Source organism: Photorhabdus kleinii (genome assembly GCF_025384885.1).
Classification (GTDB): Bacteria; Pseudomonadota; Gammaproteobacteria; order Enterobacterales; family Enterobacteriaceae; genus Photorhabdus; species Photorhabdus kayaii.
Genome location: NZ_JAJAFY010000037.1, coordinates 1 through 18,539 on the forward strand (window position 1 = coordinate 1; position 18,539 = coordinate 18,539).

Consider the following 18,539-nt stretch of genomic DNA (forward strand, 5'->3'; position numbering starts at 1 on the left):
GCTTGTCGATTAAAGGTACGGTCATAAATATCAAATTCTAAAGCCTTTAATTGAAATACTCACAAAACAGGGGCAGGTTTTAAACTGTGATTAAAAGTTATTTTTTTAACTTATGATTTTAATCGGTATAAAGTTTTAACCGTTTTTTACCCCCCTTTTAAATAAAATTTCGAAATAGTAGAGCACTTGAAGGGAACTCAGTCCGATTTTTGTGATCTGATTAATCGTCAAATTATCAGAGTAAAATCCTGTTTTTTACGAAGGCCGTTTTTACGAAGACGAAATAGGTATTGACCTTAACTTCAAAATCGGCAACGTTAACCAGATTACTTATTTAATAGTAATAATATATTAATTATTTTGGTTCAGCTCAAATATTTGGATTGATTCGTGGAGGTTTCTTTTTTTATTGCTACTTTTAAAATTGTCACTGTGTTTTTAGTCTCTGAGTAAATGACGCTAATTATCATTCCATGCGGGGTAGCCGGGCTATCAATTCCCGTTTTTTTACTCTGCATGTTCGCTTTCTCTGGTAGTCAAAAGTAAACGCTGTGTTATCCGACTAGTTTGCATGCAGAAGAGTGTGGAGTCTGCACAACGTTTTAATCGTAGGGCTTGCAATGGAAAGGTGAAGATTATGCGTGTTCAGTTAGGGCAATTATATGATTTGCGATATTCACTGAGCGTTGATCAGTTGTGTGTCGGTGAAGTATTAATGCCCTTGGAGCGATTGACACCGGCACATCTTAAGGTAGCGATTGAATATCTGTTGCATAAGTATTCTGTTCTGAGAGCACGGTTTGTCGGTAGCGGGATGAATATGAAGATGGATTTCGTACCGCCTAGCAGTGAATTATTGCATCAGGTTTTTGAAGTTAGAGAGCAAACCGATAGTCAATGTGATCGCCGATGCTTAATATCAAACTACATTGCTGAGGTTAGGGCTGCCATGAATTTGGCAAATCCGCCGTTATTGCGTTACTGCCTGTTTGATGGCAATTGTGCCAGTGATCAAAGATTGGTATTGATATTCAATCATCTAGTCTGTGACGGTATTTCCAGCAGGATCTTATGGCGAGATCTTTCAAAGGCATACAGAATGTCAGTGAATGGTCAGCCCCTTGCGCTTGAGAATGCCACAAATTATGAGCAATTTTGTGCTGAATTGTATGAACAACATCGGCAAATCGTAAAAGCTGCTATCCCTAATGATGAACAACAAGTTGAGCAACCTACCCTAAATATTCTCGGCGGGCGGCGTGTTGAGTCACTACCCATTAGCAGATTGTCTGAGGCCGTCACAGAAATCAGGCAACTTGATGGTGAAGCCTTAAACAGGATACGCCTTTTGGCTAAGCAACATCGTGTCAGTATTGCAGATTTGCTATTGGGTAGTTGGTTAAAGGCGCTGGCGGCTGTTTTTGGGAAGGGCAGCCTGAATATGCTGTTGTGGGTCAGTCCTCATTTTGTGGGGTATTGGGAAACCTCGGTGGCTAATCTTGTCGGGTCAGTATCATTTCCAATCACAATTAAGTTTAATATTGATCCAGATCCATCGTTGGATAGCACCCTCCAGCACACGGTACAAGAATTCAATAATGCGATGGAAAAAGCGGCGGATTATGCTGCGACTTACTTTGTGCCTAATTCCATCTTTGGATGGCCTGAGCTTCCTGCAATTTCTTTCAATTTCGTTGGTGATCAACGACGGTCTCCCAATGTTATTGGTTATGAACTGTCACCTGAAAAAATACGTATTGGGAAACCCGATGAAGATGCGCAAGAGATACCATTGAGCATGGATATAGAGATCTATGCCGATACGATGGAAGTCACTATTTCTTCCAGACCAGATTGCCATCTACAAATTTTACCGCCTCGTTTAATGGATCTTTGGTTAGAAATGATTGGAGAATCTGGAGTTGAATAGATATTTTAATTTATTTATCAATAGCATACCTGACATTCTTCATCTTTTATGGTTGCATAAGTAGAGCACAGCCTTTCTCTGGATCATGATCGTTGTTGATTGGCTGAAAAGTTGAAACGCTATTTCTGACGAGCCGTTGATTGATGGAGTAACACCAAGCACAAATTTTGCCCTCTCCGTAACGAGGCTGGCTTAGCCAGAGGGTGGGGATACTGTTTAAGTATTTATGGAGCTTGACACGTTATGTATAAAGATTGCCTACAGATTGGTGATGAAGAATTACTGTCCATGCAGCAAAGAGCTTTATGGTTCATTGACAATTATACCCCTGGCGATTCCCAATATAATATTTCCATGGCATTCCGTATTCACGGATCGTTTCAAATCGATGCTTTTCGCTATGCGGTTAACCAGCTCGTTTCCAAGAATGCCACCCTGAGAAGCACTTTCGTTAATGTGAATGGCGAGCCAAAGTTGGTCATTAATGAACACTTGCCGCCGGCATTGGAGGTTTTCGATGCAACGAACTTGAGTCAGGAGGCGCTTGAAGATGCAGTTCAAAACTTTCATTCCATCCCTTTTCAATTAGAAAAAGCGTCGTGTCTGCGTTTCGGTATCTACGTTGTCGGTGCGGAAGAATACGTTGTACTCATGTGTGTTCACCATATTGTGTCGGATTTTACTTCACTGGGGCTGATGTTGGATCAGCTTGAACACTATTATTTGGCTGGACTTGGCGAAGATGACGATGCTTGGTTACCGCCCGCTGAGGATTTTAAGGATTATGCAGTCAAAGAACGAGAGTATTACCAAAGTGAAGCGGCGGAAGAATCGAAAGCTTATTGGAGTGGATGTTTAAAGCAGCCGCCAGAAGTGCTGCAATGGGATAGTTTTTGGCGCAAAGGCGCTAATGACAAGTCATCCGTCCTGTTTAGTATTGGTGAAGAGACAACTAAAAAAATCAAACGGCTTGCTTCAAAAATAGGTGGATCGGTCTTTACGGTCATGTTGGCCGCATGGAGCGCTTACATCGCCAGAGAGACAAAAACTGCTGATATCGTTATGGGGGTGCCGGTGTCGATGCGTCACTCGGTTCATCAGCACATTATCGGCTGTTTGTTTAATGTATTACCCATACGTTTATCCGTCGATCAGACATTTCACCATTTTCTATTGGCAGCGAAAGAGCGATTGTTATCGGCCCTTGATAATCGAAATTTTTGTCTCAGCCAAATGGTCGAACATCTGGCCGTGGAACGAAATGATGGTCGTAACCCATTGTTTCAGGCTATGGTGAATATGCTAGGGCATGTAGAGCAATCGCGTTGGTTGACACTGGAGATGGCTGACGATTCTGTTCAGGTATCATGGGCGGGGCGGACTATTTCCCCATTCAGGGTTTGTCAGCAGGAAGGCCAGATTGATATTGAACTGATGTTTGTGGATGCCGGTTCCCAATTAAGATGTGAGCTTAAAGGGGACAAACATTTTTTCTCACATTCAGGCCTTCAGATATTTGCAAAGCGCTTTGAGCTGATGGTTGAAGCGCTTGTCGCCGCGCCTGATGAAGAGATTAATACTTTGTTGGCACCAAAATCAGAGGATTACAATCTGCCATTTGGTCCGATTAATTCTGATGCTCTCCCGGAAGTGTCAAATCAAACCATTATTTCGCTTTTTGATCAATGGGTGACGCAACAAGCGGCATCAGTAGCGATTCGTTATGGTGTCGATACATTAACTTATTTGGATTTGCAGCATTGGTCGCTGGAGGTCGCTGTTCAGCTTATACAAAATGGGGTTATGCCTGGCGATCGCGTAGGGGTTGCATTGTTACCTTCACCGGAAGCGGTGGTGGTCATGCTTGGTATTATGCGTGCGGGCGCGGGGTACGTACCGTTAGATCTTAGGTTGCCACAGCAACGTCTGGCGCAGATTGTCGAGCAATCAGAGATGAAGCTTATTGTTGTTAACGCTGATGTTGACCCAGATGATTGGTGTACAGCTAAGCTGATGACGATGACGGCTACTGAATCACCCCTTACGGTAAGGCGTGCTGAGTACGGTACATTTGATCACTGTACATTTAATCATTCTACACCCGCTTCGATTGCATACAGTGTTTTCACTTCAGGTTCCACCGGGACTCCCAAAGGCATTGATGTTGAGCACAGCAATGTTGTTTCTTGTTTGAATGCAATGAGTGAATATTTGGCCCACGCGCCTGGCGAGGTGTGGACTTGGTTCCATGCAGCCAGCTTTGATTTATCTGTGTGGGAGCTTTGGGGGGCCCTTTGCTCTGGTGGCGCTTTAGTGGTTGTGCCTGATGATCTGCGGAACCAGCCAGACAAATTTCTGGATCTTGTCGCAGCAGAGCAGGTAACGATTGTCAGCCAGACGCCCTCCGGTTTGAAAAATCTATTATCTGAGTTTCGGCATTGGCCAAGGGCTTATGCGATAAAGCATTGGGTAATTTGTGGTGAAGCATTGCTCAGTGCCACGGTTCGGCCTTATTTGAGTGCGCAGTGGACATTTTGGAATATGTATGGTCCTGCAGAGACAACCATTTTCGCCACTGTGGAGAAGGTAACGGAAGAACTAACTGACTACAATGTGATTCCCATTGGCAAACCGTTAAGCTTCGCAACGGTCTATCTTTTAAATCCTTCAAGGCAAACACCCCTAATGGGTGAGGTTGGCGAAATTTACATTGGTGGTCGTGGCGTTGCTCGTGGTTATGTCGGTCTTGAACAGTTGACTACTCAGTGTTTCATTGCCGATCCCTATATTCATCATAGACGTATGTATAAAACCGGTGATTTAGCCTATTGGGATGGGGAACGAATTCATTTTTGTGGCCGCGTAGATGACCAAGTAAAAGTCTCTGGTTATCGAATTGAGATTGCTGAGATTGAGGATTGCCTCAATCGTCATCATGCTATTGCGGACGCCACAGTCATCGTTGAATCTCACGAAGGGCTCAATCGCTTAGTCGCAATATTCGTCCCTGTCAGTAAGGATAACCTTCCCGAAGAGTCCGCTATTCGTGATCATCTCAAAGCTTATCTCCCCATCTACATGTTGCCCGGCAGGATGATGCTGGCTGATGAATTGCCGCGTAATGCTCACAACAAAATTGATAGAAGAGCATTAAATGGCTTGATTGAAGCGGGGCAATTGACAGATATCAGTTCGTTGGGACCCGCGCCTGTGTTACCTGTTGATTCAGTTTTTGCCGAAATTTCGAGAACTTGGTGTGAAGTGTTGGGAAGATCAACCGTCGGGCTGGATGACGCATTTTTTAATATTGGCGGTAATTCATTGGCACTGATGCAAATCTATGCACAGCTCGTGCAATTACCGGGATGTGGTGCCTTGGCTCCTTCAGATTTATTCCGTTTTCCAACTATCCGGAAGTTGGCTAATTATCTTTTAAGCCCTCTGCAACCGATGGTGTTGGTAGAAGTTGCGGATAAACCCTCTCAAACGCGACGTCAAAAAACGTTGAATGCAAGAAAAGCATTGAAGGAGAGACAAATTCATTCACTGAAAGGGGAACAAGATGTCTGAGAATGCGATTGCCATCATTGGCGTAACTTGTCGGTTACCTGTGGCGAATAACTTGGATGCGCTATGGAATAATCTTGTTGCTGGCCGAATACTTGCCAAAAGATATAGCCAGGAAGAGCTTATCCGTTGTGGTGTAGCTCAGCATATATTCACTGCAAAAAATTATGTTCCTGTCGATTCGCGTTTGCCGGATATTGATCTGTTCGACCCGGATTTCTTTTCAATCAGCCAGCGAGAAGCCGAATTGCTTGATCCTCAGCATCGAATGCTGCTTGAGTGCGCATGGGAACTGGCCGAAGTGACCGGCTATGGCAATCCTTTCCGACGTCCTCGTATTGGTGTTTTTACCGGGAGTTCGATGAATACCTATTTGCCCAATGTCATTAAATCTGAGTGTGATCTGGTTTCATTAATGGGAACAGAGCTCATGCTGACTAATGATAAGGATTATCTGCCAGCGCGAATTTCATACAAACTCGGTTTTGACGGGCCGAGTGTAGCTGTTTTGACCGGCTGTTCGACATCACTAACGGCGGTGCATATGGCGATACAAAGCCTCTTGCTTGGCGAGTGCGAGATTGCTTTCGCCGGTGGTGTTGCCGGACATGTCCATTCTCGACCGGGTTATTTTCACCAGCAGGATATGATCTTCTCTGAGGATGGCTATTGTAGACCGTTCGATGAGAAGGCATCGGGGACTTTCTTTGGCGATGGGGCGGGGTTGGTGGCGCTACGGCCATTAGATGAAGCCATTAGCAACGGGGATACCATCCATGCGGTGATCCTCGGTTCAGCGGCGAATAATGATGGTTCAGCACGGGCTGGCTTTGCTGCACCGGGGGTGGATGGGCAACGAAAACTCATTTTGGATGCTCAGGCGCTCGCTGATGTTGGGCCGGATGAATTAGGGATGATCGAGGCACATGGTACCGCAACGCCACTTGGGGATTCGGTGGAATATGCCGCGCTTTGTCAGGCTTTCCGCCAGAATACGGATCGTGAGAGATTTTGTGCGTTGGGATCGATTAAAGCTAACGTGGGTCATTTAGCGGCGGCGGCGGGGTTTGCTGGATTAGCCAAGACGATAATGGCATTAAAGACCGGCATGATTGCCCCACATCCGACTTTCAGCAAGGCCAGCTCTGTTATGAATCTTGAGCAAAGCCCTTTCATTATCAATACCACGCCCATCAACTGGCCGGTGAAAGGACCACGACGGGCAGGCGTGAGCTCTTTTGGTGCCGGTGGCAGCAATGTTCACATGATTTTGGAGCAAGCGCCGGTACGAAGGTCAGGTAAAAATAGAGTTATCTGGCGAGCTATTCCATTAGGGGGGCGCAGTGCTAATGCCTTGAACACATTGAGTACTCATTTGGCAAGAACGCTGGAAGTTAAACCCGATACGCATATTGATGAAGTGGCTTTTACTTATGCGGAAGGTCGTGCAGCCCAGCCATACAGAGCTTGTTTATATGCTAAAGATGTGAAGATGTTGATTGACGGTATCAGAAATACAGATTTCACCGTCACAGCACAAGTCTCTGAACCACAACGTCTGGTGATTGCGCTTGGTCCTGCTATTCGATCCGCTTTATCAGTGCAGATACCTGGTTATTGGCAAGAAGTGGATAGGTTGCTTGCTGCATTGCCGACAGATGTTTCCCATAACATCGGTAAAATCGATATCACTGAAATGACAATAAATGATGGCGATAAGGGAAAAATTGCCAATCTTGTGGCGATAATTGCGGCGATCAATTGTTGGCGGAAGATGATTTCGACGCCAATATTCATCATATCCGATAGTCGTTACGACCTTGCTGTTGCTTGCTCGTTAGGCATGCTGACATTGCCTGAAATTGCTGATAAGTTGCTAGGAAATGTGACACCACATTTCGCTGAGCGTGGTAATTTCGCTGAGCGTGGTATAGCTTTGCCCGGAAGTTTTTGGTCTAAACATCACGGCATGATTGATGGCAATAATGTGAAAGCTATCTTGATTGATGGTGCGCTGCCGAGCTTACAGCAGCAGAATGAAGTCATATCAGCAAATGATGTGATATTAGATTTGGACCATTCGCCTGATAGTTTCTCTGAAATCGTTGTAAATCCTGAAAATATTATTCGTTTGGATACTCTCCATGAAGAGCGCGACTCGGCTTTAGTCAAACTGGTCGGCAAGCTTTGGCAACGTGGTTTGGTGATAGATTGGTCGATATTGCGAGATGGGGAAGTTGTTCAACGTATTCCACTACCGGTTCAACCTTTGCAACGTCGGCGCTGCTGGTACACAGATTCAACATTAACAGAGTACAAACCAGAACCTGGCACTAGTCAACCTGTGGCAAGCTCTGAGGCTTCCGATGAGTCAGTCGGCGTTTATGTTGAACGTTGGAAACGAACGCAGCGCTTGTCGCCGATATCATCATCGGTGGCTAAGCGTAACTGGCTGATTTTCTACGATAACAGCGATAAAAAGATGTGTCCGATCGCGGATGTGCTGCGTGATCTGGGGCAAAACGTGTTTGAAGTGCATGAAAATCGTGTCACTTCTCTCGATGAAACTGATTTCGATGAAACTGCTTTTGATGAAACAGAGTACATCGTCGACGTTGACGATCCCGTCAGTGTTCAGAGTTTGATGCTAAGGTTGAAGGCACAACAAGCGCCTACACCCGATCATATCCTCTTCATTTTGGGTGATATCCCGTCAGTGGATGAAGTGCCAGTAGGGGAAGATCGGTTCCCATTTACGCTGTTTAATAGGGTAAAAGCGTTTTCTCAAGTGGGAAATAAAGCCATTTCGTTAACATTGATCGGACCCGGTTTTATCGACGTGATGGGCAGCGAACCACGGAGTATTGAACGGGCTACGGCGCTGGCCTCCATTTCGGCGATCAACCAGGAATTGCCTGGCATGATAGTGAAAGTTATCGACATACCGGTCAAAGAACTTAACTCTCTTAAGGATGCCCAGTATATCGTGGCTGAACTTTTTACTGCTCATGATCAGAATGCGGTTGCTATGCGTCAAGGTTGGCGTTGGAAACGCTATTTTGACGTTCAGAGTCCAGTTGTTAGCGAAAATCTTTCATCTGACATGATCTGTTTAGTGACTGGAGGATTAGGAACGGTTGGTTTTGGCATTGCACAATATCTGGTCACCAAATTCAACGCGAAGCTTGTCCTGCTCGGTCAGACACCCAGAGATTTCACCCAATCTGATACGTTACAGAGCCAACGAATAACGCAATTGCGCAAGATGGGGGCGGACTTTGCAGTGATTACTGCCGATGTGACAGATAAAGCCCGTGTGCTGGCAGAACTTTCCCGTGTGGAATCTCGGCTGGGGGCCGCTAATTGTTTTGTCCATGCTGCCGGGCTTTCTGGTCAGGCAACAATCCAGTGGCTGCAAAATTCGACTCATCATGATTGGGAAAAGTTGATGCAGCCGAAGTTAAAAGGGGCTGCTGTTTTGCATGAAATATTTGCCGATCGTCCTCTGAGGTTTGGTTGTTTTACCTCATCTTTGTCGGTTTTCGCGGGTGGTTTGGGGCTTGCACCTTACGCTGCGGCAAACGAAGCTTGTGCCGCATTTGCCTCAACCCACCATTTGGATAAACCCTATTTCTCCATTGATTGGGATGGATGGGAGGGTTGGGATGAGTCAAATAGCTTCAAATACAGCGTCAATCGTGCTCGCCCTTTACGCCATGCTGATGTTGTTAATGCATTGGATATTATTTTCTCGGCATGCCATGCAGAGCCGCGTTTTGCTGTCTCCACCGTACCTTTGAATGAGCGGTTGCATAATATTGTGGAGAATTCATTGCAAACGGATACGGCGCAAACTGCAATGGTATCTCCCTCGGCATCAAATAAATCCATTATCGATGATATGACAGCTATTTGGCGTGGTGTACTGCGCTGCGCGGTTGATCATGAATCGAACTTTTTCGATTTAGGGGGAGATTCACTGGTTGGGGCTGAGTTGGTGCGACAAGTTAATGCTCATTTTAATGTTGCGGTATCTATGGTTGATCTTTTCGAATCGAGCACCGTGGCGTCTCTTGCGATGCAAGTAGAGAAAAAGCGCAATCAAGGCGGCGTGCTATAGCGCGGATCGGCAAGACCAACGTGTTCGGGAAAGGGAATTAGCATGAAATCAAAAATACAAATGCATTATTCAACAGATATTGCGATTACCAGCATAGCTGGACGTTTTCCTAATGCGGATTCGAGTCAAGATCTTTGGGATGCGATCTTAGGGAAGCGGGAACTGATTTCGAGTTATACCAATGAAGAACTTCATAATCGGGGCGTTGATGCAGGTGAAGGCGGATTGCATTACGTTCCGCGTGGTGCGTACCTGCAAGATCCAGAAGCATTTGATTACAGTTATTTTCAAATGATGCCGAGAGAAGTTTCTAAAATGGACCCTCAGCAACGGATTTGTCTGGAGGTTTGCCATGAGGCACTTGAACTTAGCGGTTATTCCAGCGGGGCAGACGCAGGGCTCTGTTCAGTTTTTATCGGTTCTCGTCGGAGTACCTGGCAAGCCGATGTACCGACACTGAACCACTCTTCTGCTGATGCCATGCTGCTATTTGGTGGAAGTTCTGTAGATGCTTTGGCAACGCGTGTGGCGTATAAGCTCAACTGTTTGGGGCCTGCTGTCAGCGTAGGCACTTTTTGCTCAGGTTCACTAGTGGCTGTGCATATGGCTTGCAACAGTTTATTGCTAGGTGAAAGTGACATGGCGCTGGCAGGCGGTGTTTGTGTCAGGTATCCCGCTCATGTTGGTTATGTTTACCATGCGGGGGGGATATTGTCTCCGACAGGACGAGTTTGCGCGTTCGATGAGAAAGCTGACGGTACGATTTTCTCTGATGCTACCGCGTTCGTGGTATTACGCCGTCTGGAGGATGCTTTGCTTAATGGTGAGCCGATTTTAGCGGTTATCAAAGGGTCGGCAATCAACAACGATGGGTCTGTCAAGGCGGGTTATAGTGCTCCGGGGGTTTCAGGTCAGGAGCAGGTGATCCGTCGTGCGCTTGCGGCGGCTGATGTCCGAGCTGATCAGATTGGTTTGATTGAAGCGCATGGTACTGGCACACCTGTTGGTGATGGGATTGAATTACGGGCGCTAGGACGGGTATTTGCCGGCGTATCGGCCAGATCGTGTGCTTTAGGTTCGATTAAATCCAATCTTGGTCATGCTGATTGTGCTTCGGGTATCGCTGGGCTGATAAAAGCCATCTATGCTGTCAATTCAGGCATTATTCCTCCGTCAATGAATTGTGAATCTCCTTGTGCTGAATTGAGGGAGCCTGAATCGCCGTTTTATGTGCCTACTGAATCTAGAGATTGGGATAACGATAAGGCGGCGAGAATTGCTGGTGTTAGCTCGTTCGGGATCGGTGGTACAAATGTTCATGTTGTCGTTGCCGAACCACCGGAGAGAAAGCCTGACATACCTTCCCTGGCGGCAGCACATCTGATCCCGCTGAGTGCACGTACTGAAACAGCATTAGCGCAAAAAATTTTGGATTTAGTGAAATATCTTGAACAGTATCCAGAAACGAATATCGCTGATGTGGCATTTACCTTACAACGTGGCCGACGACATTTATCTATACGCAAGGTGATTGTCGCACGTGATATCCGTGAACTGATATCGGGCCTGCTAAATAAAGCCCTAGTGGTGACCCCTCAATTGAGTGAACTGCAAGAGATGTTTATTTCGCCTGCCTTTGTCTGGCAGGCCGGGGGAAGTATCAATTGGGATATTTTTTACCAGAGCGAATATCGTAAACGGCTCCCGCTGCCAACTTATCCATTTGAAAGAACGGCAATCTGAGCTGTAAAACCGGTAGAGATCGTCTTCATTTTGAGGAAAGTGAGGTTGATATGAGTAATATTGAAATTATTCAGAGAGAAATAATCGCTATTTTTGCAGAAACATTTGGTTTACCGAAAGAAGAGATAAAACTAGAAATACCGTTGGTTGAATTGGGGGCGGAATCACTCTTGTTATTCGAAGCATTGGAGCCCATCCATAAACGATTTGGTATAAAACTTTCAGTGCGGCAATTTTTCGCAGAATTACAAACGGTTCGTCAACTCAGTGAATATATCTTGATGGCGGATAAAAGCAATGTTATGGCGGATAAAAACAATGTTATGGAAGATAACCATTTGGTCACTCAACCCGCCTTGGCTGATCAAGAAAAAAGGTCTGAACAATCCGATACGCCAAATATTCCACCGGTTAAGAAAGAACGTTTTTTCCAATGGATGTCAAGAAGCGCACCATCGATTGAATCTGAGGAGAGAAAAAAGTATCTGGCTTCATTCATATCTAAATATAACGAGCGAACGATTAAATCAAAAATTCATTCGGTAGCGGTACGTAAAAATATTGCAGATAGCCGTTCTGGAATTGGCTTTAAGCCCTCCATAAAAGAGCTACTTTACCCGATTGTCTGCACCAAGTTTGCCGGCCCTGTTGTCAAGGATATTGATGGTAATGATTACATTGATATGACGATGGGATTCGGTGCGCATTTGTTTGGTCATAGCCCACCTTTTGTAGTTAAAGCGCTCACTCAGCAGATAGACAACAGTTTTGGTTTGGGAACTCGGCATGAGATAGGTTTAGAAGTGGCTGAACTTATCAAAGAGATTACTGGCATGGATCGCGTTGCTTTCGTCAATAGTGGAACGGAAGCAGTGATGAATGCGGTTCGGGCAGCACGAGCGCTCACTCGTCGTAATCATATTGTGCTCTTTTCTAGCAGTTACCACGGACATTGGGATGCCGTACTGGCTAGAGCTGGTGAATATGATGAAGTTAATGCGACAAAACCCATTTCGGTGGGTATACCTGAAAATATGGTTGCTGATGTTTCGGTGTTTGGGTTTGGCTCCAATGAGGCCATTGAGTTTCTCAAAACCAATAGAACCGATATCGCTGCGGTGCTGGTAGAACCTATACCCACGCGTGACCCAGGATTGAGTAATCCAGATTATTTGCGACGTTTGCGTCAAGTGACCAGGGAGTTAGATATTCTGCTGATATTTGACGAAATCGTGACAGGTTTCAGATCTCATCCAGCGGGTGTCCAAGGGTTATTCGGCATTGAGGCCGATATTGTGACCTATGGCAAAACGATAGGTGGTGGAATGCCTCTGGGCGTCATTACGGGTAGGAAGAATATGCTTGATTCGATTGACGGTGGAAACTGGAATTTCAACGATGATAGTTTCCCCGCAGCGGAGCCGACATTCTTTGGTGGGACCTATTTTCAACATCCGCTTTGCATGACCGCTGCGAAAGCCACTTTGCAGGAGATCAAGAGGAGAGGGGAAACTTTTACCAAGGCACTGACTCAGCGTACTGAATCGTTTGTTTCACGTTTGAACCAACTGTTCTTAAGCCGTCGGGTTCCTATCGAGGCAAGATCGTTTTCCTCATTTTTTAGATTAATGCATCGTGACAACATGGATTTGCTTTACTACAACCTGTTAATGAGAGGGGTTTATATCTGGGAATGGCGTTGCTGGTTTATATCCGATGCACATGATGATACTCATCTGGAAAAAGTTTATTTGGCATTTGTAGATAGCTTAGATGAACTTGAGGAAAACAACCTGCTTCCTCGATATAGCTAGAGCAAACTGGCCTGTTGTGAGTAATAACTTATTGAATTATTAAGCATCCTATCTTCTGGCTGTGCTGAGTTCGATGCTCTGAAACGACGGCTCATAGTCTGTTGAGTAATGAAAATTAAGGGGAACGTTATGCCGTTGGCAAATAAAAGTGTTTTCATTGGTGGGCCGATTCAATTTGCAATTTGTGATAACGGTTTTCATGAGGAGTTGAGAACGACTATCCAACTGGCGATTAAGACGGTGAAGGCACTGAATGGTAATGTATTTTCGGCGCATTTGACTGAGAAATTTGGCATTGATACACCCAGTTATACGCCAGATATGGTATCGAAACGGGATTTCCAATGGATGCGGCAGTGTGATTTTTTCATGCCCATTCTTCCGGTTCATCAAGGTGATGAATTACTGCGTACTGACGGTACACATATTGAACTTGGTTGGGCCTCTGCTCTGAAACGGCCCGTCTTATTAATCACTCAACTACCGATTGTGAATGGTGGTAGTCATTTGTTAAAGGGATTAGAGCATATTTGCAATTTGTCGAAATTGGATATTCACGATTTTCGTCAAAATCCGGGACAGATTGGCGAGATTTTCAGGAATCTTGCAGTTGAATAGCTATTGATCACCTTTTTGAGGATATACCGCCTTTCTATTGACTTTCTATTGAATTGAAAGGCGGGTTAATAGCGAGTTTGCTTGAATGGGTAATTTGTGGAGTTACGATGGAAAATCGAGTTATTGAATCAACCTATGATGTTTTAGGAATGAAGATAAAAAACCCAATTATTGTTGGGTCGGGTTTGCTTTCTGATCAAGCTAAAAATATTCGCCAGTTTATCGCTTACGGCGCAGGGGCAGTCGTGACAAAAACGATTTACCCGCGCTCAGAAAAATTGCATACAGAAAAGACCTATTTATTCAGTACAGGGATGCTGAACAATACGACGTATTCGAAGAAAACCGTTGACTATTGGTTAACACTTCTCCGTGAATTTAAGGAAGAACAACTTCCGGTGATAGTTTCTATCCATGCTGAATCACCTGAGGCGTTAGGTTCATTGGCTGTTCGTATCTCGGAAGTGACCGATGCCCCTTTGGAGTTAGGCATTTCATGCTTGCATGCGGATGACTTCACGGGAGATACACCAGAACGTGTATTCAACTACACCAAAGCAGTGAAAGAGCGAACGGACACCCCTTTTGCGGTCAAACTCTCGCTTGGCGATAATTTGTATGGGCGTGTTCAAGCTGCGGTAGAAGGGGGGGCTGATGGGATAACGTTGAGCGATACCATTTCAGGCATTGCATTCGACACAGAGAATGGCGAAGCGCTGCTTAATGGGGTTTGCGGATACTCTGGGCCAGGGATCAAACCAATGGTGCTTGCCGCTATTTATAACCTGCGTAAGCGAGGGGTGACGATTCCAATACTTGGGTCGGGAGGCGTACAGGATGGTAATGATGTTCATGAATACCTACTGGCAGGGGCGAATACGGTGCAGGTTTACACCGCGCTTCATCGGCATATGTATAAAACATTGCAGCGCATTGTTCATGAATATACGCAAGTTATGACGTCAGAAAAAGTATGAGGAAAATGGATAACATCATGAATAATAATAAAATTAGAGAATTTGCGGAACTGACCAGTGAGCAGGTCTTAGCCGCGGTTGAAGGTAAAACATTGATATGGCCGATTGGCGGGATTGAGCAGCATGGGCCTCATCTGCCGTTGAATGTGGATTCAGTGATCCCAGAAGCCTTTGCTCGCGTGTTGGCGGAGGATATTAATGGATTCACCTTGCCGGTACAGCCAGTGTCTGCCAGATCATTGCCACAAAGTGGGGGTGGACTTGAATTTCCTGGTACTATTTACCTGGATGGATCAACATTTACCGCTTATATCAGCCGAACAATTAAGAGCTTGTGCTCATTACCCTTTAAGCAACTGGTGATCATTAATGGTCATTTTGAGAATGAAGGTTTTATTTTCGAAGCGGTAGACGCATTACGGGCGGAGGGACATTTTAACGATCGTTCCGTTATCGTATTTAGCTGGTGGAGTTTGGTATCTGATGATTGGACTCGTGAACATTTAGTTGATTTTCCCGGTTGGCACGCTGAGCATGCAGGGTTAACAGAAACGAGTTTAATGTTGCATTTGCGTCCCGATTTAGTGAGAGCGGAGCGACCTGATCATGATAAACCGCCACGCGCTGGGATCTATCAAGTACCGATTAAAAAAGAATTTTCAACAAGAGGCGTTCTTTCCAAAACATCCGGTTCAAGTGCGGAAATAGGCGAACTCATTTTCGAGCATGTCAGACAGCAAATATTGGAACTGGTTACTGCGGATTAATCAGTCGCCATATCGCGGTGTTTTTTCGGTTTTGCCCTAGCTATAGGGAAAAGATTTATCGCTTTTATATTATACAAATGCGCCTTAAAACCTCATCTTTCAGGGGAAGGTTAATAAGGCGCAGTTTTCTGTATACCCACGTTGCTAATATTTGCTGCGACGACTTGTATAAAGTCATCATGACAATCAGAAAAAAACACGCCATGATTATCATTAAAGATTTAAAGGTGACCAATATACCAAAGCTTAAATTTAAATATTAACGTTAGCAGATTGTAACTCAAATCTTAATCCAAGCGCTTTCACTATTTTCAAAATAGTTGTAAAAGTTGGATTTCCTTTTCCTGATAAGGCTTTATATAATCCCTCCCTGCTTATACCCACTTCTTTTGCAAGCTGGCTCATATTTCTGGCTTTGGCAATATCTCCCAATGCAGATAATATCAGGGCTGGATTATCCTCTTTCATCACCTCCTCTAAATACAGTTGGATATCTTCTTCTGTTTTCAGGTGTTCCGCAATTTCATAGTTGCTGATTTCGATTCCTTTGTTCATAAATACCTCTCAATTTCTTTAACTATTTTCTTTGCTTGCTGTATATCTTTTGACTGTGTGCTTTTATCACCCCCACACAATAATATAATTAATTGTTCTCCATGTGAGGTAATGTAAATCCGATACCCTTTTCCCTCATCAATCCTTAATTCAGATATTCCTTCTCCGACTGGTTTTACATCACCGAAGTTACCAAACTACAATCGCTTAATCCTGACCTGTATTTTTGCTTTTGCTCTGGTATCTTTCAATTTATCTATCCATTGGTTAAAAATACTTGTGCTTTTAATTTCCATTTTTATCCCCATCTATACTTTGATTATAGGTATAAAACACAGTTGTGTCAACTTTAGTTAACATTTTTATTTTTAAACAGCTTTCCGGTTTTAAACTAATTAAGCTATTGTGTTTGTAGTATCAGATAGTCAGGAAGGGATCGTGATTTTAAAAGTGAAGTGATATCTGGATAAATTATAAATAAAGAGAAATATTACCCTGAGATTGGATATGTTTTATCTGTATGTGATAAAGCAGGTATTGATAAAAGCCATTTTTTATTTGTCAGTGTGGTTTTAAAATCGGGAAAAAAGTGGCAAGCGTATTATGAAAAAACAAGTGAAAAATTTAATCATCAAAAGTAACAAGAAATAGTTAAGGTTCTTTTTCAGCGGATAAAAAATTCGATGCTATATTGGCATTGAAAGAGAAAAAATCAAGAAAAGCAGATTTTAAGTTTATTTTACATGGCTGTAAGAAATTTACGTAAAATCAGAGATAATCGTTAAAGAAAGCAGATGAACTTTTAGGTTAACCAGATTAACAGCATTAAAGATGGTTAAAGAAATATGCTTTTATTTTAATGCCAGTAATGCACCATTTACTCTCTGTTTTTTAAGGATAGAAAAGTAACATAGGATTATTAAAGTAAAAATGAAAAAAACAAGTATCAGTTTAATAAAAATAGGATTGTTAAATACGAAATGGAAAATAGAATTATTTACCTGTTACAGGCTTTGTTTATCATCTCTTTAACATGGTTCAGCTTATCTTTTTACTTGCATTTTCACGTCTGGATAATTGCAAGCTGCTTTCTATCGGTGATTAGTTAGCTAAGGATTGAAAAAATAGGTGCTTCATTAATGCCAGATTTTAAAGAAATACAGAGTGGTTAAAAACGGCTGACTCTCTGTTATATTTAATACATTTATCGGTGATGTTATCCTCCGATTATTTTACGTTTATCTAACCTGATACAATTATTTAAAAGTGATAATACGGGGCCATTAAAGCTTTTATATAACTAACAAGTGGGTGTTAAAATGATTTTTCATTGTTATTTTACGAAGAAAACTATAAAAATGACGTAATAAAAAATAGGTAAAACGGTTATGTGTTACCAGCGTTCTCAATTGCGGCGCAGCATTTCAGTGAATGCCATTTTCAGTATGAACTGTGACTGATTTTTTGCTCAGGCACACCAAGGTGCCTGTCACAATTTCACGTTCACTGTTCTGAAAACTCATGACATCATTTAGGTGAAATACTCCATGCTTTGTATTATTCTCTGCCGTTGTAACATGTTGATAGGGCTGAAAAAGCAATCATACAGCTTCATGATAATTGAATTTTGCAGGCTCTCTAAAAGACACCGGGATAAGCACCCCCGTCGATAAGAATATTTTGTCCTGTTATATAACAGGCATGGGTACTACATAAAAATGCACAATAGGCTCCAAATTCTTCTGGAATTCCAAATCTTCCTGCGGGAATTTTCTGGCTACGTTGCATTGCCATATTTTCCGGTGAATCACCACATCTTAATGCTTTTTGTTTAAATGTTTGTCTCAGGCGCTGAGTCTCGAATGCTCCGGGTAATAGATTGTTTATATTGACATTATTTCTCATCAATAAATGAGATTTTGCCAAACCGCTAACGAAAGTTGTTAGCCCTCCTCGTGCTCCATTTGATAATCCCAACTCATTTTGAGGTGCTTTAACTGTACCAGAAGTAATATTGATGATGCGCCCAAAACTACGGTCAGCCATTTTATTGATCACTGCTTGGATCAGGGTTATTGGTGTAAGCATATTGGTGTTAATTGCCTGATACCATATATCATGACTCCATTCAGAAAAATGACCTGTTGGCGGCCCTCCTGCATTTGTGATAAGGATATCCACCATAGGTGAAGCTGTTAATACTGCCTTTTGTGTCCCCGGTTGAGTTATATCACCCGATATCCATCTTATCGACACGGCTGAATTTATCTCTTGCAACTGTAGCGCTGCCATTTCCAATTGTTCAGTTCGTCGTGCGTTAATAACAACATTTACACCTTCTGCAACTAACACTGCTGTGCAAGCAAAGCCCAGACCCTCGCTGGCTGCACATATAACAGCCCAACGCCCCGTTATTTTAAGATCCATATTCTCTCCATATATGTTCTA

Annotated in this window: 10 protein-coding genes and 1 pseudogene; 8 read left to right on the top strand and 3 right to left on the bottom strand. The window is 43.6% G+C overall.

The window, feature by feature from the left end:
* Nucleotides 1-637: 637 nt before the first annotated feature.
* From LG003_RS16305 to LG003_RS16340, 8 genes are all read left to right on the top strand, one after another.
* Nucleotides 638-1,930 (top strand): condensation domain-containing protein, encoded by a 1,293-nt coding sequence (locus tag LG003_RS16305; RefSeq protein WP_158537804.1) that lies wholly within the window; start codon nt 638-640, stop codon nt 1,928-1,930.
* Nucleotides 1,931-2,173: 243 nt separating this feature from the next.
* On the top strand, nt 2,174-5,500 hold the full coding sequence (locus LG003_RS16310) for a non-ribosomal peptide synthetase (RefSeq protein WP_262981173.1): 3,327 nt from the start codon (nt 2,174-2,176) through the stop codon (nt 5,498-5,500).
* A complete protein-coding gene (locus LG003_RS16315) occupies nt 5,493-9,617 on the top strand; it encodes an SDR family NAD(P)-dependent oxidoreductase (protein WP_262981174.1) in 4,125 nt (1,374 codons plus the stop codon). Before LG003_RS16310 ends, LG003_RS16315 begins: the two co-directional genes overlap by 8 nt.
* Before the next feature lie 42 nt (nt 9,618-9,659).
* Nucleotides 9,660-11,360, top strand: coding sequence for a beta-ketoacyl synthase N-terminal-like domain-containing protein (locus LG003_RS16320; RefSeq protein ID WP_240000884.1), 1,701 nt, complete (start codon nt 9,660-9,662; stop codon nt 11,358-11,360).
* 50 nt (nt 11,361-11,410) lie between these two features.
* Nucleotides 11,411-13,174 (top strand): aminotransferase class III-fold pyridoxal phosphate-dependent enzyme, encoded by a 1,764-nt coding sequence (locus LG003_RS16325; RefSeq protein ID WP_262981175.1) that lies wholly within the window; start codon nt 11,411-11,413, stop codon nt 13,172-13,174.
* A gap of 129 nt (nt 13,175-13,303) precedes the next feature.
* Nucleotides 13,304-13,792, top strand: coding sequence for a nucleoside 2-deoxyribosyltransferase (locus tag LG003_RS16330; protein ID WP_112879513.1), 489 nt, complete (start codon nt 13,304-13,306; stop codon nt 13,790-13,792).
* A 107-nt stretch (nt 13,793-13,899) separates the two neighbouring features.
* Nucleotides 13,900-14,769, top strand: coding sequence for a dihydroorotate dehydrogenase (locus LG003_RS16335; protein WP_112879514.1), 870 nt, complete (start codon nt 13,900-13,902; stop codon nt 14,767-14,769).
* 17 nt (nt 14,770-14,786) lie between these two features.
* Nucleotides 14,787-15,536 carry a creatininase family protein gene (locus LG003_RS16340; RefSeq protein WP_112879515.1) on the top strand — a complete coding sequence of 250 codons (750 nt, stop codon included), beginning with the start codon at nt 14,787-14,789 and terminating at the stop codon, nt 15,534-15,536.
* A 252-nt stretch (nt 15,537-15,788) separates the two neighbouring features.
* On the opposite strand, the gene LG003_RS16345 is transcribed toward LG003_RS16340, so the two are convergent.
* The 3 genes and pseudogenes from LG003_RS16345 to LG003_RS16355 all read right to left on the bottom strand — a co-directional run bounded on the left by LG003_RS16345 (nt 15,789) and on the right by LG003_RS16355 (nt 18,518).
* Nucleotides 15,789-16,091, bottom strand: coding sequence for an addiction module antidote protein (locus LG003_RS16345; protein WP_112879516.1), 303 nt, complete (start codon nt 16,089-16,091; stop codon nt 15,789-15,791).
* Nucleotides 16,088-16,273, bottom strand: a pseudogene (locus LG003_RS23640) (type II toxin-antitoxin system RelE/ParE family toxin); the annotation flags it as partial. The pseudogene LG003_RS23640 and the gene LG003_RS16345, both read right to left, overlap by 4 nt.
* Nucleotides 16,274-17,729: 1,456 nt before the next feature.
* On the bottom strand, nt 17,730-18,518 hold the full coding sequence (locus LG003_RS16355) for an SDR family NAD(P)-dependent oxidoreductase (protein ID WP_262981176.1): 789 nt from the start codon (nt 18,516-18,518) through the stop codon (nt 17,730-17,732).
* Nucleotides 18,519-18,539: the final 21 nt, after the last annotated feature.

Coding starts and splice junctions, on each gene's coding strand:
- LG003_RS16325 (WP_262981175.1), top strand. CDS start 11,411: ATGAGTAATATTGAAATTATTCAGAGAGAAATAATCGCTATTTTTGCA.
- LG003_RS16305 (WP_158537804.1), top strand. CDS start 638: ATGCGTGTTCAGTTAGGGCAATTATATGATTTGCGATATTCACTGAGC.
- LG003_RS16345 (WP_112879516.1), bottom strand. CDS start 16,091: ATGAACAAAGGAATCGAAATCAGCAACTATGAAATTGCGGAACACCTG.
- LG003_RS16330 (WP_112879513.1), top strand. CDS start 13,304: ATGCCGTTGGCAAATAAAAGTGTTTTCATTGGTGGGCCGATTCAATTT.
- LG003_RS16310 (WP_262981173.1), top strand. CDS start 2,174: ATGTATAAAGATTGCCTACAGATTGGTGATGAAGAATTACTGTCCATG.
- LG003_RS16315 (WP_262981174.1), top strand. CDS start 5,493: ATGTCTGAGAATGCGATTGCCATCATTGGCGTAACTTGTCGGTTACCT.
- LG003_RS16335 (WP_112879514.1), top strand. CDS start 13,900: ATGGAAAATCGAGTTATTGAATCAACCTATGATGTTTTAGGAATGAAG.
- LG003_RS16340 (WP_112879515.1), top strand. CDS start 14,787: ATGAATAATAATAAAATTAGAGAATTTGCGGAACTGACCAGTGAGCAG.
- LG003_RS16355 (WP_262981176.1), bottom strand. CDS start 18,518: ATGGATCTTAAAATAACGGGGCGTTGGGCTGTTATATGTGCAGCCAGC.
- LG003_RS16320 (WP_240000884.1), top strand. CDS start 9,660: ATGAAATCAAAAATACAAATGCATTATTCAACAGATATTGCGATTACC.